The organism is Mesorhizobium sp. M0870, from assembly GCF_040319775.1.
Classification (GTDB): Bacteria; Pseudomonadota; Alphaproteobacteria; order Rhizobiales; family Rhizobiaceae; genus Mesorhizobium.
In genome coordinates this window covers 1-20,870 of record NZ_JAMYOI010000045.1, presented here as the reverse complement: position 1 = coordinate 20,870, position 20,870 = coordinate 1, and the positions used below count along the sequence as shown (strand labels likewise).

General features: G+C 58.1%; 18 protein-coding genes. 13 read left to right on the top strand and 5 right to left on the bottom strand.

Translation table 11 applies throughout. The features are described from left to right. Positions 1–59 precede the first annotated feature (59 nt). On the top strand, positions 60–779 hold the full coding sequence (locus NKH97_RS31325; RefSeq protein ID WP_023809619.1) for an SOS response-associated peptidase: 720 nt from the start codon (positions 60–62) through the stop codon (positions 777–779). Here the strand turns inward: NKH97_RS31325 and NKH97_RS31320 are convergent. Further along, positions 776–964 (bottom strand): hypothetical protein, encoded by a 189-nt coding sequence (locus NKH97_RS31320; protein WP_023809620.1) that lies wholly within the window; start codon positions 962–964, stop codon positions 776–778. The genes NKH97_RS31325 and NKH97_RS31320 overlap by 4 nt on opposite strands. Positions 965–1,131: 167 nt before the next feature. On the opposite strand from NKH97_RS31320, the gene NKH97_RS31315 reads away from it, so the two are divergent. Beyond that, on the top strand, positions 1,132–1,317 hold the full coding sequence (locus tag NKH97_RS31315) for a hypothetical protein (RefSeq protein ID WP_245273113.1): 186 nt from the start codon (positions 1,132–1,134) through the stop codon (positions 1,315–1,317). Positions 1,318–1,923: 606 nt separating this feature from the next. On the opposite strand, the gene NKH97_RS31310 is transcribed toward NKH97_RS31315, so the two are convergent. Further along, entirely contained in the window at positions 1,924–2,646 is a 723-nt protein-coding gene (locus NKH97_RS31310; RefSeq protein WP_023809623.1) for a Crp/Fnr family transcriptional regulator, read from the bottom strand. Between the two features lie 561 nt (positions 2,647–3,207). After that, positions 3,208–4,650, bottom strand: coding sequence for a LuxR C-terminal-related transcriptional regulator (locus tag NKH97_RS31305; protein WP_031212654.1), 1,443 nt, complete (start codon positions 4,648–4,650; stop codon positions 3,208–3,210). 192 nt (positions 4,651–4,842) lie between these two features. On the opposite strand from NKH97_RS31305, the gene NKH97_RS31300 reads away from it, so the two are divergent. Together NKH97_RS31300 and ligD are read left to right on the top strand one after the other, a co-directional pair. Further along, a complete protein-coding gene (locus NKH97_RS31300; protein ID WP_031212655.1) occupies positions 4,843–5,217 on the top strand; it encodes a hypothetical protein in 375 nt (124 codons plus the stop codon). Positions 5,218–5,641: 424 nt separating this feature from the next. After that, the gene (gene ligD / locus NKH97_RS31295) at positions 5,642–7,414 is read left to right on the top strand and encodes a DNA ligase D (protein WP_023809626.1); all 1,773 of its coding nucleotides are present in this window, start codon (positions 5,642–5,644) and stop codon (positions 7,412–7,414) included. 50 nt (positions 7,415–7,464) lie between these two features. Here the strand turns inward: ligD and xth are convergent, their stop codons facing one another. Then, entirely contained in the window at positions 7,465–8,262 is a 798-nt protein-coding gene (gene xth / locus NKH97_RS31290; protein WP_023809627.1) for an exodeoxyribonuclease III, read from the bottom strand. 551 nt (positions 8,263–8,813) lie between these two features. Here xth and NKH97_RS31285 point away from each other — a divergent pair. From NKH97_RS31285 to NKH97_RS31245, 9 genes are all read left to right on the top strand, one after another. Then, on the top strand, positions 8,814–9,983 hold the full coding sequence (locus NKH97_RS31285) for a fasciclin domain-containing protein (protein ID WP_352443095.1): 1,170 nt from the start codon (positions 8,814–8,816) through the stop codon (positions 9,981–9,983). Between the two features lie 914 nt (positions 9,984–10,897). Further along, positions 10,898–12,535, top strand: a complete 1,638-nt coding sequence (locus tag NKH97_RS31280) for a methyl-accepting chemotaxis protein (RefSeq protein WP_023809629.1) — start codon at positions 10,898–10,900, stop codon at positions 12,533–12,535. Between the two features lie 23 nt (positions 12,536–12,558). Next, the gene (locus NKH97_RS31275; RefSeq protein ID WP_023809630.1) at positions 12,559–13,026 is read left to right on the top strand and encodes a chemotaxis protein CheW; all 468 of its coding nucleotides are present in this window, start codon (positions 12,559–12,561) and stop codon (positions 13,024–13,026) included. Then, a complete protein-coding gene (locus NKH97_RS31270; RefSeq protein ID WP_023809631.1) occupies positions 13,023–14,261 on the top strand; it encodes a CheR family methyltransferase in 1,239 nt (412 codons plus the stop codon). The genes NKH97_RS31275 and NKH97_RS31270 overlap by 4 nt, the downstream gene beginning before the upstream one ends. Beyond that, positions 14,261–14,965 (top strand): chemotaxis protein CheW, encoded by a 705-nt coding sequence (locus NKH97_RS31265; protein WP_127297588.1) that lies wholly within the window; start codon positions 14,261–14,263, stop codon positions 14,963–14,965. The genes NKH97_RS31270 and NKH97_RS31265 overlap by 1 nt, the downstream gene beginning before the upstream one ends. After that, positions 14,962–17,235, top strand: a complete 2,274-nt coding sequence (locus tag NKH97_RS31260) for a hybrid sensor histidine kinase/response regulator (protein WP_352799651.1) — start codon at positions 14,962–14,964, stop codon at positions 17,233–17,235. The genes NKH97_RS31265 and NKH97_RS31260 overlap by 4 nt, the downstream gene beginning before the upstream one ends. Positions 17,236–17,257: 22 nt before the next feature. Continuing rightward, the gene (locus tag NKH97_RS31255; protein WP_127297587.1) at positions 17,258–18,277 is read left to right on the top strand and encodes a chemotaxis response regulator protein-glutamate methylesterase; all 1,020 of its coding nucleotides are present in this window, start codon (positions 17,258–17,260) and stop codon (positions 18,275–18,277) included. A 13-nt stretch (positions 18,278–18,290) separates the two neighbouring features. Continuing rightward, entirely contained in the window at positions 18,291–19,295 is a 1,005-nt protein-coding gene (locus tag NKH97_RS31250) for a response regulator (protein WP_031212665.1), read from the top strand. A 362-nt stretch (positions 19,296–19,657) separates the two neighbouring features. Beyond that, positions 19,658–20,116 (top strand): YidB family protein, encoded by a 459-nt coding sequence (locus tag NKH97_RS31245; protein WP_023809636.1) that lies wholly within the window; start codon positions 19,658–19,660, stop codon positions 20,114–20,116. Between the two features lie 257 nt (positions 20,117–20,373). Here NKH97_RS31245 and NKH97_RS31240 read toward each other — a convergent pair. Continuing rightward, positions 20,374–20,870 (bottom strand): transposase (locus NKH97_RS31240; RefSeq protein ID WP_352799648.1); only part of this gene is annotated, 497 nt, incomplete at its 5' end.

Below are 20,870 nucleotides of genomic sequence, written 5' to 3'. Positions count from 1 at the left end.
TTCTCACTCTGTTCCCATTTTGGGCAGGCCTCGATCCTTGTCAATGAGACGACCCTAAAATGTGTGGACGCGTTTTCGTAAAATCGACAATCCCGGACATGGTGCGGCGCTTCGAGTTCGCGCACCCCGGCGACATCGAGCGCTTGGGCAACGGGTTCCCGATCTGGAACGGTGCGCCCAGCCTGACCTATCCAATCATTAGCCGCGAAGAGCTTTCCACGAGCATGGCCGGTTTCGTTTCTGCGAAGTGGGGACTTGTTCCCGGCTGGGCGCGCGATGGCGGCGGCCGTCCGCCGCCTGTCAATGCGCGCTACGAGACCATTGCCAGCAATGGCATGTTCCGAAAGGCATATGCCGCGCGCCGCTGCCTGGTGCCTGTCGACGGCTATTTCGAATGGCAAAAGCTCGACCCTTCGGGCAAGAAAAAACAGGCTTACGCTATCGCCATGAAGGATGACGATCCTTTTGCCATGGCTGGAATCTGGGAAGAATATGCCGACAAGGCGACCGGCGAGTTGATCCGGACCTTCGCTGTCGCCACCTGCGAGCCAAATACGTTGATGGCGACGATCCATGATCGCATGCCGGTTATTCTGGCGCCGGCCGATTACATGCGCTGGCTCGGGCCGGAAACAGATCCTCGCGACCTCATGAAGCCCTATCCATCCGACCTCATGAAGATGTGGCCGATCGACAGCAAGGTCGGGAAACCAAGCAACAACACGCCCGACATCATCGACGAGATCGGTTTGGGGCCGACCGATTTGTTCGACGTCTAGAGATACTGATCGCCGTCGCCGCGGTGCTCATAGCAGAACCAATGTGATTCCCTGCGCGGCCGGGCAAAGCCCCAGCCGGCGACCTTGCCACAACCGTTACGCTCACATGTGTGGCCAAGCACCTTCACGTGGTCGCGCTGTGCCGGCGTCATGCCTTCGGCTAGTCTCGCTGGTTCGTCGCTCATGGCAGAAAGATTCCACAGTCAGACTTGACGGGCAAGGAAAATGTTCCTTTTCTGTTCTCATGGCACACGAACCGATCGACACGCTGGGCAAAGCGACCCGGCACAACATGCTTGTGAAAGCGGAATGCAGCTGCGGCAATGTCCGCTACTGCCGATCGGCCGACCTGATGATGGTCTACGGCGGCGGCGTCGATCCGCAGACGCTGAAGTTCAATTGCAGCCGGTGCCAACCTCAGATCAAGATCACGCTGCTGGAGGTGCATCCAGAGCACTTGCCGAAGCGTCTGCTGATCCACAAACCGATGAAGATCGACGGCAAGATCACCTGGCATACCGAGCGCTTCAAAGGATGACGAAGACCCTCGCCGATACGTTGGCCGCGCGCGAATGCCTCTATGTAAATTGCGGGCATGCTATGTGCTGCAAGTCCATCAAGCTCGACATCCATGCGCTGATAGATCGCCTCGGGCCAGATCACGGATCGATGCACTGGGACCTGGTCGGGCTTTTTGGCTGCTCGGATTGCAAGGCTGCGGGTCGCGACCATCGACCGGTGTTCTTCACATGTATTCCCGATTACGAGGGTCAGCAACGGAAGCGCAATCGCGAATGGGAGCCGACTTTCGATGGTGAGTAACAGGTAGCCGCGCGGCAGGGCATGGGAGCGTACCGGCAGCATGTGGAGTTGTTGGGCTGTGCGGCGCTGGCCAAGCAGACATCAGGTCCGCCGCCTAACACACACATGGCCATTCTTCCAGGCGCAGTTAAGGTGTGGTCCCGGAAGCCAAGGCCTGTGTGTGCGTCCGTCGGCCATTCCCTACGGTTGGGTAGAGTCATTGTGCTTGGCAATTTTCTCCAAGAGCTTACGTGAGGCTTCGAGGATAAGGCGTGTTACGGCGACTCGTCGGCAGGCTAGCCGCTGTGCTGGTCGGATAGCTTCGTCATGGCTATTTAGTGGTTTACGTCCGGCATGCGATGGTCTTAACGAGCAGTACGTATTCGGCCTCTGGCTTGCCGTAGGTGCCATTTGAGCAGGCCGCAAGGCCGCTGCGGTCCCTAATACGCACTTCGCCCCGCCGAGAATAGATGAGCCCGCGTCCTTCCAGCATTTGAAGCCCAACGGTAACTCCTGGCCGTCTTGCTCCAAGCATGACGGCGAGAAACTCATGGGTGATCGCAAGGCGTTCGCCGTGGATCCGATCGTCACACATCAGAAGCCAACGCGCCAAACGCTCTTCAAGGTTTGATTTGGCGTTGATCAGGGCCGTATAGCTGGTCTGAATGTGGAAGTAGTGGACATAGCGTAACAGGAACAGGCGCAATGTTGGGCTGTTCGCAAGAGCATCCTTGAAGGGCTCGGTTCCGATCCGGAAAGCGCTACCGGGCGACTGAACGTAACATTCATGCGGGGCATAGTCAGCGCCCATCACGAGCGCGGCACCGGTCATTCCCTCAAAACCGACAAGTCCAACCTCGGCCTCCTTGCCTGAAGCCGTCGCGACCACAGAAGCGATGCCGTCCTCCAGGAAGTAAACCGTCTCGATCTCTGAATCGGCTTTCTCTAAGGTCATCTTCAGCTTGAGGGCACACGGCTCAAGATGTGGCTGCAAAAGCGCCAGGTCACCAGGGTTAAGCCGACGCAGCAATTCGTTTTTATAGGAATCGTTCTGTGGATTGGTCATAGCTCAATCCCACTTGGGGCAAGAGCTTTCCAATCTCCTTGCCGTCCGCGCCCGTAAACACGTGCAGACGATTTGGCGAACTTACGCCCTCTGGCGCGCGATTGACAGTGAAATGCAAACTGATGCACGGCGTCCCCTCAGCCGCGGAATTACAAAACAGGGTGTACAAATTTAAAGGGTTGGAATCGTACAGAACTCTGCTTCGTACGAATCCAACAATTTGCGATAGCGGCCAACGAGCCGGCTTGATGTGCACCGGGAAGGAAGCAACTCTGGGGCGGCCTCGGTTTTGGCGGCACGATCAACTGGGCCGACGACAGGTTCTCGGCTTTCGGCGAAGCCATCGCCCGGACGGGCCTCAAAGACTTCGGTGACAGTCATGTACTGACCGGCTCGCTCGGCTTGCGCGTCAAGTGGTGAGTTGCTTGGCTCTTACAAGCTGATGTAGATCATCGTTGAGCGTCGGCTGTTTGGAGTTGCAGAGCTGAAGCTGCCATTCAGCTTCCGGCCCCAATGCTGCCGAGGAGCAATGCGCCTCTGAGGTGACCAGGAGTGAAGAAGCTATGCCAAACCCGCACGACGGGCGCCTTCTCTGATTGCAGCAGTGGCGACAGGATTGGTAACCGGATAGGTTCTGATGAACACCTCAGCCGTGAAATTCGGGAACTCGTCCTTCAGTCGCGAATTGATCCTGGCGACCTGAGGCGTTTCATTGAGCATCGCATGAGCCATTGCCACAAACAGAAGTGTGGCGGGCGAATCTGGCGCAGATTGACGTAGCGCGACCAGGGATTCACGGTAAAAGCCTAGAACGTAGCTGCATCGCGCAAGCATTCCATAATACCAAGGAACATAAGGATTTAGCCGGACCGCTCGCTTGGCCAGTTCGTAGCCACGCTTCGGGTCGCTACCAACAAGAGCAAGGCTACCCGCAAGAAAGGCAAGTGAGTCCGCGTCATTTGGAGCAGCCACCGACACTCGGTCATGTTCTTCGACAGCAGCTTCGACATCGCCCTGCAATGCCCGAAGATCGGCAAGCATTATGCGGGCGTAAATGTCGGCCGGATCGAGCGCCAGCGCTTGCTTGACACATTTGCTCCAGCTCTCGATCGAGCCGGAAAGGTTGTCGGTAAACCCGTTGATGGCTTCCACAGCATGCGCAAGTGCCAGCGCGGTCCAAGCTCTTGCTAGACCCGGGTCGAGTTCGATCGCACGCGCCAGTAGCCGTATCGCCTCCTTGTTCGACTCACGGGTGAAAAGGTGCTTCTGCTCAAGCCCAAGCAGATAGCAGTCATAGGCCTGCAAACTTGCTGGAGCCTTCCGACGAGCAGCATCGCGTCGCAGATTGGCGAGCTGACCGTGGCAAGTTGCAAGGACATTGATGACGTTTTCGGTCACGCTGTCCAGCATCGCAAACAGGTTGTTCGCGGAACGATCGTAACGCATCGTCCAGACATCGACCCCTGTGTGGGCGTCGACGAGTTGGACGCGGATGCGCACCCGCTGCCCGTCCACTTGAAAACTTCCCTCGATCACATAGTCGGCATTCAACTCTCGTCCGAGAGCTCGCACGTCAACACGCCGTCCCTTGTAGGAAAGCATTGTTTGGCGGGCGATCACCGCAAGGTCCCGGTAGCGAGAGAGATCAACTATGAGGTCCGCCGACAAACCATCAGCGATACGAGTCCAGCGTTCTTCTCCGCTTAGATTGTCGAACGGGAGAACTGCGAGGACCGGCGGACCCGGCTCGTCGGTCGAAAGACTTCCGGGTGGTGCATGGCTGCGGTCCTGCTGGCGGTGATCGGCAAGTAACCCAGCAAGCGCCACTTTACTGCGAACATCGAGCTTCCGATAAATGGCCGAAAGATGGGTCCGAACGGTGGTAGGCGCTATGAAGAGTGTTTCGCCAATTTCGCGATAAGTCATTCCCTCCGCAAACTTTGCCGCGACCATCAACTCCCGATCCGATAAGCCGGCGAGAGGATTGCCTACGGGGCGAAGCATCGTTCCATTTTCCTTGCTGCCGACCTGTGGCCAGAACCCGATGGCCTTACATCAGGATGAAAATACTACAGATGCGATATCGAAAACACTGCATTTGCACGATTCCATGCGACGGGTCAGCATCCTAGTCTCTGCGGGTGGGCAGGTTAGGTTGCTTGGCAGGCCTGGTCGATTTAGAACACGGAGGGCTCCATGACAAAGTTGCCTGTCTTGACCGTACTACTGGTGCTTTTGGTGTCGGCGGGGCCATGCTTGTCCGAAGGTACCCAAACCGACAGCAAACTGACTTCGGAAGAAACGGTGAAAGCTGCCAGCGCTGAACTGTATTCCGACATTCTCGTGCGAGCATGCAGGAACGGATGGCGGTATCCGCGCAGCTACATTGAAAACGGATTCAGGCGCCACCTGGCGGAGCTGAAACTGCAGCTTGTCGATCAGGGTTACACTGTCGTACCCGACATGACCGCGAATGATCCGCAGGTCCAAAGAACGATATCGAGGACCAAACGCCGTCTGGTTGGCTCGCGCCAATTCAGCTGTTCCCACCCATACTGGCGCGATGAATGACTCCAACGCGACGGTGTGCAATCTGATAGCCTGATTTCCGGCGGTTCTCCCCAGGTTGGAAGGATGGCGTTGACGAATGGCAGGTTGTTATTCCGGGAGGAGTGACACTCCTCCTGGGGCTGTAAACAACTTCATGGAATGACCGCTCTTCGGCTGCGTGGCTCCGCAAGCTGCCGATCCGCTCCCGGCCCAAAAGCCGAGCTAGCCTCAGTTGGCCCTTAGTAGGCGAGTGATAGCCCAATTTTCCTGCAACGAAGACCCGCTAGGCCCGCTGACCGACGAAGAAAGTGCGATTTCTCCTGTCGTTGATCTCCCTTGCAGCCGGCTGGCCCAGGATTGCCGGTGCAAGCAGTCGAACATACTATTTCGCTAAAACCTGGAACCTATTGGTGCACTGAGCCTTGAGTCGCGGTTCGGAGGGTGCATGAGTAAGGCAGCAAACGGGCTCTCTTTCGTCGAGTTTCAGTCGCCGACTCTGGTCGCAACGGCGCCCGAGGGCAGCGAATGGATTCACGAGATCAAGTACGATGGCTACCGCACTGAGCTGATCATGCAGCGTGGCAAAGCACGGGCCTTCACGCGCCGTGGCTACGACTGGTCGCATCGATACCGCCGGATAGTTGAAGCAGCGGCGGGCTTGCCGGTGAGGACCGCGATCATCGATGGGGAGGCTGTCGTTCTCGGCGACACCGGCCTTCCGGATTACCAAGCCCTGGAAAGAGAGTTGGGCAATCCAGATTCCGCGAGACTCATCTTTTATGCGTTCGACCTGCTGCACCTTAACGGGCGCGATCTTCGGCAACTGCCATTGGTGAAGCGCAAGGCAGCCCTGGAGAGGCTACTGGAGAACACCGCGCCGACACTGACCTATGCCGAACATCTGGAGGTAAGCGGCAAGGATGTGTTTCAACATGCCTGCCGGATGGGGTTGGAGGGGATCGTATCCAAGCGCGTCGATGCGACCTACGGCTCGGGGGTTCAGACCAGTTGGTTGAAGGTAAAGTGCATCAAGAGCGACACCTTCCCTATCGTGGCTTTCGTAGAGAAACTCGGTGCTCACCCGCGCCGCATTGCATCGCTTTATATCGGGCGCCGCGAGGGCAACCGACTGCTCTATGCCGGGAAGGCTCGCAGCGGGTACACCTTGAGCGCTGCGAAACTTGTGCGAGAGCGGCTTGACCCGCTGATCATCAGCAAGTCGCCTTTGTCAGAGCCGATTGTGAAGCCGAAAGCGACTTGGGTGAAACCACACGTGCTGGCCGAGGTCCAGTTCAGCGGCGTCACCGATCGCGGGGTGCTGCGCGAGGCAGTGTTCAAGGGTTTGCGCGAAGACCTCGTGCCAATCCCGGCCAAGCCTCAAGCGCCATCAAAGCGACGCGGGCCAACCCGGAAACATGGCGTTCCCAGTGAAAACATCCTGCAACTGCTGCCAGACGCTGTCTCGCCCTCCAAGGACGAGCTTGCGCGTTACTGGGAGAGGGTTGCGGATCATGCCCTGGTTCATCTCGGCCACAGACCGCTGAAGCTGGTCCGCCATGCTCATGGCGCGACCTTCTATCACAAAGGCGCACTGCCGCAGATCCCGGCGGCAGTGCATCAATTGCGGCTGCAGAAGCGCGAGGGTGGCGAAGGTGTGCGCGTGTGGGTGGACGACCTTGCCGGTTTGCTGGGACTGGTCGAGATGGATGCGGTAGAGCTGCATCCCTGGAACGCCACCGTCGACGATATCGAACATGCCGACCGTATTGTTCTGGACCTTGACCCCGGCGAGGGCGTGGAGTGGGAGCAAGTCATCGAGGCCGCACTGGCGCTCCGCGACATCCTGGAAGCGGAAGGGCTGGAGAGCTGGCCGAAGGTTACTGGCGGCAAAGGCATTCACCTGATGGTCCCGCTGGAGAGCAAGATCACGCACGACAGCGGCCGCCTCTTGGCCAGGTCCTTCGCCAATCGGCTCGCTGAAGCGCATCCGGACCGCTATCTACTTTCGGCCTCGCCGTCGGCTCGAACAGGCCGCATCTTCATTGATTACCTCCGCAATGGTCGGGGCAGCACTGCGGTGGGCGCCTTCTCGCCACGGGCGCGCCGCGGTTTTCCAATCGCCCATCCGGTGACCTGGAGCCAGGTTGAGGCAGCCATCCGTCCAGATGCCTTCACGATCGACCGTCCGTTCAGGGCGGCCCTCAGAAAAGCTGCGTGAGCGCAAACGCCGGAAATGAAGAGTGCTCGCCGGAGACATCCCGAATGAGATCACGTCGTGTCTTTGCCGGACCGGCCGAGTTCTATCCAGGCTGGCGCATGATCACTCGGCTTTTCCCAACCGCGCACGTCAGCGTCAACGCCGGCGTCACACAACCTGTCCGAAAGGGATGGGCTGACCAGAAGATGATCCATCCTCAGGCCGGAACTTCGATCATAGCGACCCTGGTAGGAGAAGTTCCAATAGGTGTAGACGCCTTTCTCCGGGTGGATGCGGCGGACGCCATCGGTCCAGCCGCCATCAAGCATTTCGGCATAGGCTTGCCGGCTCTCCGGAAAGTAGACTGCATCGCCTAACCAACGTTGCGGCACCACGGCATCGATCGGGGTGGGCACGACATTGTAGTCGCCGCAGAGAATGCTTGGGACGCCTTCCCTGAGCAGCAGCTTGCCGTAGCTGATCAGGCGGTCGAACCAGCGCAGCTTATACTCGAATTTCGGGCCAGGAGCGGGATTGCCGTTGGGCAGGTAGAGGCAGCCGACGACGATCCCATCCACCTCAGCCTCAATATATCGGCTGTGCGTGTCGTCAGGATCGCCCGGGAGCCCACGACGGCGCTCCAACGGCTCTTTTCCACGAGCGAGTATGGCTACGCCGTTGTAGGACTTTTGCCCGTGCCAGATTGCGCCGTAGCCGGCGTCCCTGATGGCTTCGGCGGGGAATTTCTCATCCGAGGTCTTCAATTCCTGAAGGCACACGACGTCATAGTCGGTCTGACCCAGCCACTTGATGAGCACAGGCAGGCGGCCGTTCACACCGTTGACGTTGAATGTTGCGATGCGGGTCATCAGGAGCTCTCTCCAAAACTCTTCACGCGGTATCAAGGTGAATGGCTCAGCAGTTGATCCCTCACTACGCTGCACAGGAAGACCGCATGCCGTCGGACCCTCTGCCATCAGATTTCGACATCGTTGATCCTCTCGGCTCCTTTTAACCGCCGAGCGTGGGGAAAGTTCAAGATGACAGCGATAGGATGAGTCCGGCCGAACTCGAGCGAAACTCTCAGGCAGGTGCGATGCGGCCCTCGACTGACTGAATGTCTGAAATGCGCCTCGAAGCCGACATCAAGAGTCGGCGTGCCGAACGTCCTGTCTGGCAGAGAGCGAACAGGCAGCTTACGGTATGATGATCCTCAGACGGGGCCGTTCGCGGCCCCTAAACTCGCGTTGAAAATCCTTGGCGCGCCATTGCAGTAGTGATGTCACCGCCTCCCGCAGTTTCATTGGTGGCGCAATCGTAAGGCCAAACGTCCAAAGAACTGCGCCTTGGGCAAATAGCCAAGGTCACTTATCAAAACTGATGGTTATGATAAATTCGCTCTCTCTGGGCGGAGTTTGGCATGAAGCGTCGACTGATTTTTGCAGTGTGCATCCTGATAAGTCAGGTGGCGGTCGGAAACGCCCAGACGGTTGAGACGGCGGTAGCACGCGCCCAGACGACTTCCGACAACAATATCATCCAGAATGCCGCTCTTTCCAAGGACTACACCACCCTTATAGCAGCTGTGAAAGCGGCCGGGCTGGTTGAGACGTTGGAGGGTAAAGGCCCGTTCACTGTTCTCGCGCCGACAGACGCCGCATTTGCAAGATTGCAGCAAGGTGCAGTGCAGGTTCTTCTTGCGCCCGAAGCTAAAAACGAACTCTCCAAAATCCTAAAGTGTCATGTGATTTCCGGAGATCTGAGTACCGACGCGATCCTCGCTGAGATAGCCGCGAACAACGGAGCCTACTCGGTCGACACAATCGGGGGATGCTCTCTCACTTTTCGGGCGGCAGGAAGCAATATTTCTGTAACGGACCAATTTGGCGACATTGCCAGTCTCGTTGCCAGCGACGTGAAACAGACGAACGGCTTGGTCTACGCGGTCGACAAAGTACTTTCGCCCGGCGCTCCAGACACCTCTCACGAAATTCACGCCTCTAGGATCTTTGCCGGACCGAACGAATATCCACCCACTAATTTCGCGGCTTATGGGATTCTGGCATTCAAATCGAAAGTTACCATCTACGACCAGGAACGGCAAAAGATGCTGTGCGAGGCGTTTGTGAATGCCGTCCTGCCGTCGTCGTCGCTCGTCGTCCCTACAGCGGCCCAAATGGTAACGGTATGGCCGATGGACAGCGCCGAGCATGCAAAGGCCGCAACCAAGGCGAACATAACCAGGACCTGCGACGAAGCCCTTCAGGATTATGGACTGGCTGTTTCGCAAAAGGCAGTCCGCGATGCAGTTGCAAGCGGCGTTGCTGTCGACGGCGACGGGCCTTTTCTGATTGCGTGGGCACCGCCGACGCAAATCGGAAAGCCTGGTGCTGTGGTTCTTAAAGCCGACCTTTCAACAGTGACCGAATACAAGATGGCAAGTGACATCATGCACCGGTGGGTAGTGGAAATTGAAAACAGGCCCGAGCTTTGGAGATCGGGAACGTTCGATAGAAGCTTGATCGCAACAGCTCGCGAGTGGGCGGATCACTACGGGTCCCTGATCTTTTCAGTCGTCGGTGTAAAGTGACGCCCTTCCTAGATTTCATAGCCGGGTTCGGTGTGTCCGGAGTGGTGGGATTGGTGCTTGGGCTCATTGCGATGACGATCATTGCGCCAAACACCACTGGTGGAGCGTTGCTAATCATTTTTGTTGGGATAGCAGTGGGGATTATTTTCGGCGCGATTTACCGCTCATTTAGACCAGCTAAGACGCCACCCGAAACGAAACAGTGAAATTTGCTGAGTACACGAAACGCGCTGGACTAAAAAAAAGATATTGAATAAAAAAGCCGCCGAAGCGGGTTTTTCGTTATCAAATACTAGCCAAAAGCGCGGGGCCGAGGATCATTACCTCCGGCGGCCTGTCTGGAGGCAAAGCGCGGGAATATTCGAGGCCGCCCAGAGCGATCTGCAGGGCATTTGCTGATCCAGCAGAGCCGGGAGATCGGACTGAAGGCACGGATATTTGATGTGATTCTGTACCTCTTCTCAAGCAGCGTTCTGACGGTCGCTGGCGCAGACAGACCGTCAGAACGCCGATCATCACGATGTACGCTTTTGGACGCGGCAAATGTCGACCTTCTGGCCGAAATGAGGCGCATTGCAGACTGGCGACTCTGGGCCGCAAGCGGGAGGTCGGCTTTCGGGCATCGAGCTGACCTAAGCAGTCATTCAACTCATGGCCACAAGTAGCTCATACACGCTCCTCTTGACGCGGCGTGCCACCCTAGCCGATGTCGGGCTGATGTGCGTGGACGGCAGGACGTCCTTGACCACCGCTTCTGGCGCCGCCGATTGGCGAGCCGCCTCTCCATCATTTGCGATGGAACGGAAAAGAAACCATTCAGCATCAGACTGCCGCTTTTCGACGCACCTTTTCGAATACGTCGGAACGAGCGCTTGTCGCGCAGCCCACGATGCCCCCATTGGTGAACCGGTTCCATGAAGAGTCTGACAATACGCCACCGCATCCTCGTCAGTTTCGCTGCCGTTCTGGTGGTCATGTCCGTGATAGCCGTCATGGCGTACGCCTGGTTTCTTCAGGCGGGCCAGGAGGCGACTGAGGTCGAGAAGGGCATCCTACCGGACCTTTATCACAGCACCGAGATCATGACGGGCCAGATGGCGGCCCATAGTCTGCTTCAGGAATTTGCCCTTCAGGAAAACCCGTCGGACAGAAGCACGCTTGAAAGCGCGATCACGACCAATCGCGACCAAGTGCAGCGATCGATGGACGACTATGAGGCAACAATCGTCTCCGACATCGACAAGCAGAATTATGCACTCGTCAAAGAACTCGCCAACCAATTCCGTCTGGCTGAAACTGCTGTGCTGGACACAAGCCGGGCTGCCTTGTCGAAAGGTGAAACTCCCAATGAAAGCCCGGCCCTCAAGAACACCGTAGAGCCGATTTTTGTAAAATTGCAGTCCGCTCTGCAGGCCATGGTTGAGGATCATAGAGGCGAGGCAAACAGTGCGACCCAGCGGATCAGCTCGATCGTTAGAACGGCCGAAGTCGGTTTGAGTGTTGGCTTGTTGGTAGCCCTCGGGCTAGCCCTTCTTTTGGGTTACCAGCTGTTTCGCGCCATTACAGGTCCGCTCACCCGTTTGGTCAACGCGGTTCAATTGATGCGGCAAGGCGACTTCAGCGAACGCCTCGATCTGATGCGCCGAGACGAATTCAGTGTGCTTGCCGACGGCTTCAACGCAATGGCGGACGATCTCACAACCCTCATTGGTCAGGTTCAAAGGTCCAGCATACAGGTCGGCACGTCGATAACTGAGATCGCCGCCACCTCCAAGCAACAGCAGGCAACTGCGACTGAAATCGCAGCGACCACAACAGAAATCCGCGCGACAGCCAAGGAAATCTCCGCCACATCAAACGAGCTGGTCCGCACGATGAACGAGGTCTCCACAGTTGCCGAACAAACGGCTGCCGTCGCCGGCGGAGGTCAAGCCGGGCTGACCCGTATGGAAGAAACCATGCAGCAAGTCATGGAAGCGGCCGGCGCGATCAATTCCAAACTCGCGATCTTGAGTGAGAAAGCCGGCAGCATCAATCAGGTGGTGACGACCATCACAAAAGTCGCCGATCAGACGAATCTGTTGTCGCTCAACGCTTCCATCGAGGCTGAGAAGGCAGGCCAATATGGCCGGGGTTTTGCAGTTGTAGCGACGGAAATCCGAAGGCTCGCGGACCAGACGGCTGTCTCCACCTACGATATTGAGCAGATGGTCAAGGACATCCAGTCGGCAGTCGCGGCCGGGGTGATGGGCATGGACAAGTTTTCCGAGCAGGTCCGCCGGGGTATGCAGGAAATCCAGCAGGTCGGCGGGCAACTCTTCGATATCATTCAGCAGGTTCAGGGGCTGGTGCCACGTTTCGAAGTCGCCAATGAAGGCATGCAAGCACAGGCGACCGGCGCGGGGCAGATCAGCGACACGCTAACCCAGCTAAGCGAGGCAGCTCAGCAAACAGTCGAATCCCTTCAGCAATCGACGCTCGCGATCGACGAGCTCAATCAAGTCTCAGGCGGCATGCGAAGTAGCATTTCGAGGTTCAAGCTGCGAGCATAGCGAGTCGGCAGTAGGAGGTGACAATGCTATTCCTCGCCTTCAGCATGGGTCCGGATCGCTACTTGATCGATGTCCACCAAATTGAAGAGGTGCTGCCCTATTTCGATGTGAAAGTTCTTCCGGGTGCGCCAACTGGTGTGGTGGGTTTGGTCAGCTATAACGGAATACCCATCCCTCTGATCGATGTTACCCATCTTGCGCTTGGCCGGCCATCGGAGCGCCTATTGAGCACCCGGATCGTTGTGACGCGCTATCCGGCGCATGATGGCGAGCAACGCCTGCTGGGGCTGATCGCGGAACGGGTGACGGATACGCTCGAGCGACACCCTGCCGATTTCGCGCCGTTCGGACTTGAACAAGGAACCCCGCCCTATCTTGGGCCGGTGGCTTCCGATGGTTCGGAGATCATTCAGTCGGTCAAAGTGGAAGCGCTGCTTTCGGAAGAGATTCGTACCGCTTTGCTCCGCCAGGCCGCAATAGGTGATCAATGACCGGCGCAATAGAAAAGCTCCTGATGGAAACCATCGGACTGGACAGTGCCAGTGTTGGTCCGACAGTGGTTCGTCAGGCGGTCAGAGACCGGATGGAAGCATGCCGGATAACCAACCCTCAGGCCTATAGGGAACACTTGACCGTTTCCTCGCAGGAGCTGCAGGAGCTGATCAATGCGGTGGTGATCCCAGAGACCTGGTTCTTTCGCGACCGAGAAGCGTTCACGATGCTGGCGCGGCATGCGCGCGTGCACAAGCCTGCTCAGCCGATAAGAGTCCTGAGCCTGCCATGTTCAACCGGCGAAGAGGCTTATTCGGTCGCCATGGCGATGTTCGATGCCGGCTTTGAGGCGCACGAGTTCAAGATCGATGGCGTGGACGTCAGCAGTCGCAATATCGCCACGGCTGAACGCGCCATCTATGGGCGCAATTCGTTTCGCGGGAGCCATCTCGAATTTAAAGATCGCTATTTCGAAGCGGCTGAGGGCGGGTTGCGGCCTATTGCTGGGGTGCTGAAACAGGTTCGGTTCAGGGTAGGAAACCTGTTCGGCTCTCGCGCTTTCGGGCAAGAGGTGTATGACATCCTGCTTTGCCGCAATTTGCTGATCTACTTCAATCGAGAGCTGCAGGATCGCGCATTGAGCTGCCTGAAGGACCTGCTGGCCAAGGACGGACTTCTTCTGGTCGGTCCGGCGGAAGCAGCTCTTCCAAGGTTGCATGGCTTTATTTCCGCTGAATGGCCATTGGCCTTTGCCTTTCTGAAATCGGAGGCCGTCAAGACCACGGCGCCGAAAGTTCCGGCCGCCGTCCCGGTGCGGGCGCCAAGCCCGAAGGTCAACAAGAGCGAGCCTCTTCTTCCGTTCCGACCGACAATTGGCAATGAAGGCCGTAGGCAGGCTCCGACCAAGCCGCTTGCACAGGCCTCGGAAAGCCTCATCGCGGTTGAACGGATCGCCAATGCAGGACGGGTAAAGGAGGCACAGGAGGTCGCCCTGGCGCATCTCAAGGAATTCGGTCCTTCCGCGGAAATCTTCTACCTGCTGGGCCTCGTCCAAGATGCGGATGGTTCTGCACCCGAAGCCGCGCGAAGTTATCGCAAGGCGCTCTATCTCGCACCAAATCATCGAGAAGCTCTCGTCCATCTGGCCTTGCTGCTTAGCAAGCAAGGCGACCATAACGGCGCCGAGGCGCTGGCCGGCCGGCTGGGTCGGGTCCAGAAAAGGAGCGGCGGCTGATGGCGGCTTCGACAAAGATCGCTCAGCCGGTGGAGGAGATTGCAATCGACGACTGCTGGCGGCAAATAGGCGTACGGGGCGACAAGTCATGTCCGCTACTGGAGCAGCATCTCCACTGCCGGAATTGCCCGACCTACAAGAAGATTGCACGACGCCTTCTTGACCGTGCAGCGCCCTCGGCATACCGCGACGAATGGCATGATAACGCTGATCGTGCAGGGATCCATTCGACAGACAGCGACGCGCTGCAGACGGCCGTTCTCTTCCGTTTGGGGGACGAATGGCTTGCACTGCCGGTCGGTATTTTTCATGAAGTGGCTGAATCTCGTCGCGTTCATTCACTTCCACACCGCAGGAACAGTGCACTGCTCGGTATTGCGAATGTCCGTGGTGAATTGCTCATTTGCCTGTCCCTGGCCGAATTGCTCGGGATAGACGAGCGCAAGGAGGGGGAACAAGGCACACGCACCAAGGTATTTCGCCGCCTAGTCGTGGTAGGCGAGCACGACAAGCGGGTTGCTTTTACGGTTGACGAGATCCACGGCTTACATCGGTACCAAGAACGCGACACTCTCGATGTTCCGGCCACGATTGGCAAGGCAGTGTCGGCCGCTACAGTTGCCGTGCTGCCGTGGCAGGGACGAGCCGTTGGCTGTCTCGATCCACGACAACTGCTCACGATGCTTGACCGGAGCATCGCATGACAGATGGAGACTTCAGCCAGGTTTCGATGCTCACCCTCTTCCAGGCCGAACTGGAGACGCAGTCACAGGCTCTAACCTCTGGGCTTCTGGCACTCGAACGCGATCCTATCGCCCCCGACGCCCTGGAAGCATGCATGCGTGCCGCGCATTCCCTGAAAGGAGCTGCCCGCATCATCGACCTGATGCCCGCGGTCAAAGTTGCAAATGCGATGGAAGACTGCCTGGTCGCCGCGCAACGTGGGCAGCTGAGGGTGCGACGGGAGCATATAGATGCGCTTCTGCAGGGCTCTGACCTTTTGAAATTGATCGCATCGGGATCATCGAGCGACAGCGCCAACTCAGAAGTCGAAACCTTTCTCGCGAAGTTCGAGGAATTGTCCCTCCCCAAGGCAAAGCCCGGGCCCCAAGATTCTGCAGCTGATTTCGCAACTCCAGATCATGCCCAGGAGCAACTGGCGACGACCTCTTCAGCGAACCTCCTAGTTGCGGCGGAACCGCAAGCCCAGGGCAGCATCGGCTCTGATAGAATGGTTCGGGTGACGGCAGACAGCCTGAACCGATTGCTCGGGTTGGCTGGCGAGTCGCTGATGGAAGCTCGGCGACTCAGGCCATTCGCTGACGGGCTGCTACGGCTGAAGCGACTTCAAGCGGACCTCGCGAGTTCGTTCGACAATCTTCATGCAATGCTGCCGCCGGTTTCAAACAATGCGGCGGTGGTGAAGGCGCTGGCTGAAGCGCAGCGAAAGCTTCGGTTGAACCAAGCGTTCCTGGCGGAGCGTCTCGATGAATTGGATTCAGTGGATCGGAAAGCGACTGATCTTGCCAACAGATTGTACGATGAAACGTTGGCGAGCCGGATGCGGCCTTTTGAGGACGGCGTGCGACACTATGCGAGAACGATCCGCGACCTCGGTCGTACCCTTGGCAAGCGGGTGCGACTGGAGATTGTAGGCGGCTCGACCGGCATCGACCGCGATATTCTCGAGCAGCTTGATGCCCCTTTGGGGCATCTCCTGCGCAACGCTGTAGACCATGGGCTTGAACCGCCTGAGGAGCGCATCGCGATGGGGAAACCCGAAGAGGGGCTCATCAGGCTCGAAGCGAGGCATAATGCCGGGCTGCTGCAGATAGCCGTGGTGGACGACGGCAGGGGGGTCGAGCTCTCGAAGCTGCGCGAGACCGTCGTCGCCCGGCAACTTGCAACCAGGGAAAGTGCTGACACACTCAGCGAAACCGAATTGCTCGCATTCCTGTTTCTGCCAGGCTTTTCGATGAAAGCGGGCCTTACCGACGTCTCCGGTCGCGGTGTGGGGCTTGATGCAGTGCAAGCCATGACGAAGGAAGTCCGGGGAGTCGCAAGCGTCTCCTCAGAATTTGGGCACGGAACCCGATTTCAACTGCAATTGCCGCTGACGTTGTCGGTCCTGCGCACGCTGCTCGTCGATGTTGATGGGGAGCCCTATGCTTTTCCACTCGCTGCCATTTCCAAGACTTTGAAACTGCAGCGGACGCAGATCAATCTCCTGCAGGGCCGGCCACATTTTCGATTGAATGATCGACAGATCGGGCTGGTCACCGCGCGCGAGGTGCTGGATCGAGGTGAGCCCGGATCGGAACCGAACGAACTCTCGGTCGTCGTCGTGGATGCGGGTCGGGGCGATGCGTACGGCCTGATCGTCGACCGTTTTCTCGGGGAACGCGAGTTGGTGATCAGACCTCTGGACCCACGGTTTGCCAAGATCAAGGACATCAGCGCAGCAGCCCTGATGGAAGACGGTTCGCCTGTTCTGATCTTCGACGTCGACGATCTGATCCGATCGGTGGAGAAGCTTGCATCATCCAGCGGACTTCGAACTCTTCGGCGCGCCGCGGGCGGTCCCGAAGCGAGCAGGCGCAAGCGCGTGCTCGTGATTGACGATTCACTGACGGTTCGCGAACTCCAGCGCAAGATGCTGGGCAATTACGGTTATGAGGTCGAAGTTGCGGTCGACGGTATGGACGGGTGGAATGCCGTCCGGTCTGGTCCTTTCGATCTCGTCGTCACCGACATCGACATGCCTCGTATGGATGGCATCGAGCTGGTGAGTTCGATCAGAAAGGACGCTCATCTTAAGAACACACCCATCATGATCGTTTCATACAAGGATCGGGAAGAAGATCGCGCGCGCGGGCTCGACGCAGGTGCGGACTATTATCTGACCAAGAGTAGCTTTCAGGACGAGGCGCTGATCCATGCCGTCGTGGACATGATTGGCGAGGCGGTTGAATGAGAACGAGATGGGAAGCCAGCGAATGAGAATCGGCGTGGTCAACGACATGCCCATGGCGGTTGAACTTCTGCGTCGACTGGTCCTGTCGACCGGCGAACATCAGGTCGCGTGGATCGCGACCAATGGGCGAGAGGCGGTCGAGGTCTGCAGACGTGATCTGCCGGATCTCATACTCATGGATCTAGCGATGCCAGAGATGGACGGCGTGGAAGCGACCCGCAGAATCATGGCGGAAACCCCGTGCTCAATCTTGCTGGTGACCGCTAGTATCGAAGCCAACCTCGCCGGCGTCTACGAAGCAATGGGTCATGGCGCGCTTGACGCAGTCGATATTCCCTCAGTGGGCATCGAAGGTAACGCGTCCTCGCAATCCGCCCGGCTTTTGACGAACAAGATAGGGACGATCGGCAAGCTGATTGGTGATGCGCCGACCCAGGCAAAAAGGCGGATGTCACGTGCGGCTGAGCCGACACCTCGACGCCTGATTGCAATCGGTGCCTCCGCGGGCGGGCCGGCTGCCGTTGCCGCAGTCCTGAGTTCGTTTCCCGTTGACTTTGGCGGCGCGATTGTACTCGTCCAGCATCTCGATGCTCAGTTCGTTCCAGGCCTCGTTGATTGGCTGGGGCAGCATACGCCTCTCCCGATCAGTCCGGCGCGGGAAAGGGATAGTCCTCAAGCCGGCACCGTTCTCGTTGCCAGTTCTGCGGATCATCTGGTTTTCAAGTCAGCTCGGCAACTTGGCTATACGCCCAGCCCCAAGGACAATGTTTATCGGCCGTCCGTAGATGTGTTCTTCGAAAGTGCGGCGCAATGGTGGCCCGGCTCGGTGACTGGTGTTCTGCTCACAGGCATGGGCAGGGATGGTGCGCGCGGGCTGAGACAGCTCCGCGACAAGGGGCATCTCACAATCGCGCAGGATAAAGCAACCAGTGCCGTCTATGGCATGCCGAAGGCCGCCGCCGACATCGGCGCGGCTGTTGATATTCTTCCTTTGAGTGCTATCGGCTCACGTATAATCGAAGCCTGCGAGCGCTCCACGTGAAAGGGCCCGTCCGATGACGCAAGAACCAGAGCTGGTCCCGCCACTCGCAGATAATTATTCATCCATGGTTCTGCTCATCGATGATCAGATCATGGTTTGCGAGGCGGTCAGGCGCGCTCTAGCCACCGCGCCCGATATTTCCTTACACTTCTGCACCGACCCATTGAGAGCGATGGCGGTCGCGGATGAGGTAAAGCCAACGGTTATTCTGCAGGATCTCGTCATGCCCGGGGTCGATGGGCTGCATCTGGTGCGAGAATACAGGAAGCATGGGTCGACACGCGCGGTCCCAGTCATTGTGCTGTCGAGCAAGGAAGATCCAGCCACCAAGGGCGAGGCGTTCGCTGCGGGAGCGAACGACTATCTCGTCAAACTGCCGGACCGTATCGAGCTGATTGCACGTATTCGATATCACACGCGGGCCTATCTGGATCACGTCCAGCGAGACGCGGCGTACCGAGCGCTAAGGGAAAGCCAGCGACAGCTGATCAGTGCAAATCTCGAGCTTGAACGTCTGACGCGGATCGATGGCCTGACGGGTCTAGGCAACAGGCGCTATTTTGACGAATATCTGGCGGCTGAATGGAAGCGCGCTTTTCGCGCACAGTCCCCATTGTCGCTGTTGATGATCGATGCAGACAACTTCAAACGATACAACGATACCTATGGCCATATGGCCGGCGACGAGGTGCTCAAGCAAATCGCCCGCGTAATCCAGAGTGGTTCCGGCCGCTCCACCGATCTCGCTGCGCGGTACGGAGGCGAAGAGTTCGTCATCGTGCTGGTCGACACTTTACTGGAACAATCCAGCGCGATCGCAGAGCGGCTCGTCCAGAGCGTGCGGGAATTGAACATACCCCACGGCCCGGATCGCGTGACCATCAGCGTTGGCGCCGCAACAGCGGTGCCCACCGAGAACGAGACGCCAAACGATTTCGTCAATGCCGCCGATTTGGCTCTGTTTCGTGCCAAATCGGAAGGACGAGATCGTGTTGCGCTTCATATGTCCCGCAGCTAGAGAAGCTCAATGCACCTCCGAAGAGCGGGTGTGTAATTTGAGGCTAAGATGGGGCGTGAGAGCGGCACTCGGTTGAAGATAGGAGCCGGACAACGGGCTTGAAGACTGGTTGGGCAAACGTTGGGAATGACAGCGACAGCGAGCTGGCCAGGTTCCGCTCCCTCCTCCTTATCATTGCGCCGCTTAAAACCCCAGGGTTGATTGCCGTGTGAAGCACTGGCGCGGCGAGGAAAACTTGCGGCGCGCTTCGCTGCAGAATTCCGGGAGGAGAAGGCTGAGCGTGTTCCAGAGGTCTATTAACTCCAGCAGGCGGAACCTTGCGAGCCTCGAAGCCTTCTTCCTGTTAGCTAAGGAGGAAACCAATGGCAAATCTGGGAAGACTGGCTGTCGCGATGCTTGGCATTCTTGCTTACCAAAATCGCGATAAGATCGGTGACTTGATCCGCGGCGCGGGAAATCGAGATCCAAACAACACACAAGGCGGGCTCTTGGATCAGCTGTCCAAGGGCGTCTCCGGGACCGCGTTTGGGGACATCCTCGACCGCTTCAGAAATGCAGGAGCGGGATCGAAGGTCGATTCGTGGGTTAGTACCGGACCCAACGAACCGATCGACCCGAAGGACGTGGAGACGGCAATTGACGAGGACACTCTCACTGCGCTTTCGATGCAAACTGGTCTGTCGCGCGATGAGTTGATTGCCCGGATCACTAAAGACTTGCCCGAGGCGGTCGACAAGCTGACGCCAAGGGGCGAACTGCCAGCAGCGACCGATGAGATCGCACTCCTAGATCAGGTGCCGCCACGCACTCCAGAGCGGTAAACGGGGGATTACATCGACCGTTAAATTGGCCGCGCCGCAATCCGGAGCGCATGACTGAACGGGCGGGCCACGGCCTGCCGTTGGGCGCCGCGAAGGAAAGAGTGGTGAAAGGGGGCGATCTTCTCTTTGGACTGGTTGTGATGAGGCGGGACCCTGGCACAGGTCGGCGTTGAGTTCCACTCTGCATTTTATTCAACATGACCCTAAATTGAGGTTGTGTGCGTCAAGTTCTGCAAAATGGGCGATCATGAAGCTGGTCATGCGGCTTGGCGTAGAGCGAGCTTCTTGTGCTCGCGCAGGTCGTCCATGTTGATGTATCGGTTGGCCTCCATCCAGTTTTCGTTGGTCTCGACGGCGAGCGCCCTAACGAGGCGCAGGTAGCTTTCGGCGTTTGGGAAGATGCGCACGACATAGGTGCGCCGGCGGATTTCCTCGTTGAGCCGTTCGAGCATGTTGGTGGACTTTAGGTGCTTGTGATGCTGACGCGGCAGCCGGAAGAAAGTCAGCGTCTGTTCTATAGCTTCTTCCGCCCAGGTGGTCAGTCGCGGGTAGCGGGCGGACCATTTGGACAGCCATGCGGCGAGATCGGCCTTGGCCTCGGCGAGATCGCGCCGGTCGTAGAGCCAGCGCAGTTCCTGCAGGCAATCGTCGCCGTGCTTCCTGGGCAGGTGATCGAGCGCGTTCCTGAGGAAGTGGACGTAGCAGCGCTGCCATGCGGCTTCCGGGATCACCTCGCCGATCGCCGCGACCAGGC

Excerpts from the sequence above, each read along its gene's own strand:
- NKH97_RS31265 (WP_127297588.1), top strand. The coding sequence starts at position 14,261 with ATGGCGGCTTCGACAAAGATCGCTCAGCCGGTGGAGGAGATTGCAATC.
- NKH97_RS31315 (WP_245273113.1), top strand. The coding sequence starts at position 1,132 with ATGATGGTCTACGGCGGCGGCGTCGATCCGCAGACGCTGAAGTTCAAT.
- NKH97_RS31285 (WP_352443095.1), top strand. The coding sequence starts at position 8,814 with ATGAAGCGTCGACTGATTTTTGCAGTGTGCATCCTGATAAGTCAGGTG.
- NKH97_RS31245 (WP_023809636.1), top strand. The coding sequence starts at position 19,658 with ATGGCAAATCTGGGAAGACTGGCTGTCGCGATGCTTGGCATTCTTGCT.
- NKH97_RS31250 (WP_031212665.1), top strand. The coding sequence starts at position 18,291 with ATGACGCAAGAACCAGAGCTGGTCCCGCCACTCGCAGATAATTATTCA.
- NKH97_RS31260 (WP_352799651.1), top strand. The coding sequence starts at position 14,962 with ATGACAGATGGAGACTTCAGCCAGGTTTCGATGCTCACCCTCTTCCAG.
- NKH97_RS31275 (WP_023809630.1), top strand. The coding sequence starts at position 12,559 with ATGCTATTCCTCGCCTTCAGCATGGGTCCGGATCGCTACTTGATCGAT.
- NKH97_RS31280 (WP_023809629.1), top strand. The coding sequence starts at position 10,898 with ATGAAGAGTCTGACAATACGCCACCGCATCCTCGTCAGTTTCGCTGCC.
- NKH97_RS31325 (WP_023809619.1), top strand. The coding sequence starts at position 60 with ATGTGTGGACGCGTTTTCGTAAAATCGACAATCCCGGACATGGTGCGG.
- NKH97_RS31310 (WP_023809623.1), bottom strand. The coding sequence starts at position 2,646 with ATGACCAATCCACAGAACGATTCCTATAAAAACGAATTGCTGCGTCGG.
- NKH97_RS31320 (WP_023809620.1), bottom strand. The coding sequence starts at position 964 with ATGAGCGACGAACCAGCGAGACTAGCCGAAGGCATGACGCCGGCACAG.
- NKH97_RS31305 (WP_031212654.1), bottom strand. The coding sequence starts at position 4,650 with ATGCTTCGCCCCGTAGGCAATCCTCTCGCCGGCTTATCGGATCGGGAG.
- xth (WP_023809627.1), bottom strand. The coding sequence starts at position 8,262 with ATGACCCGCATCGCAACATTCAACGTCAACGGTGTGAACGGCCGCCTG.
- NKH97_RS31255 (WP_127297587.1), top strand. The coding sequence starts at position 17,258 with ATGAGAATCGGCGTGGTCAACGACATGCCCATGGCGGTTGAACTTCTG.
- NKH97_RS31300 (WP_031212655.1), top strand. The coding sequence starts at position 4,843 with ATGACAAAGTTGCCTGTCTTGACCGTACTACTGGTGCTTTTGGTGTCG.
- NKH97_RS31270 (WP_023809631.1), top strand. The coding sequence starts at position 13,023 with ATGACCGGCGCAATAGAAAAGCTCCTGATGGAAACCATCGGACTGGAC.
- ligD (WP_023809626.1), top strand. The coding sequence starts at position 5,642 with ATGAGTAAGGCAGCAAACGGGCTCTCTTTCGTCGAGTTTCAGTCGCCG.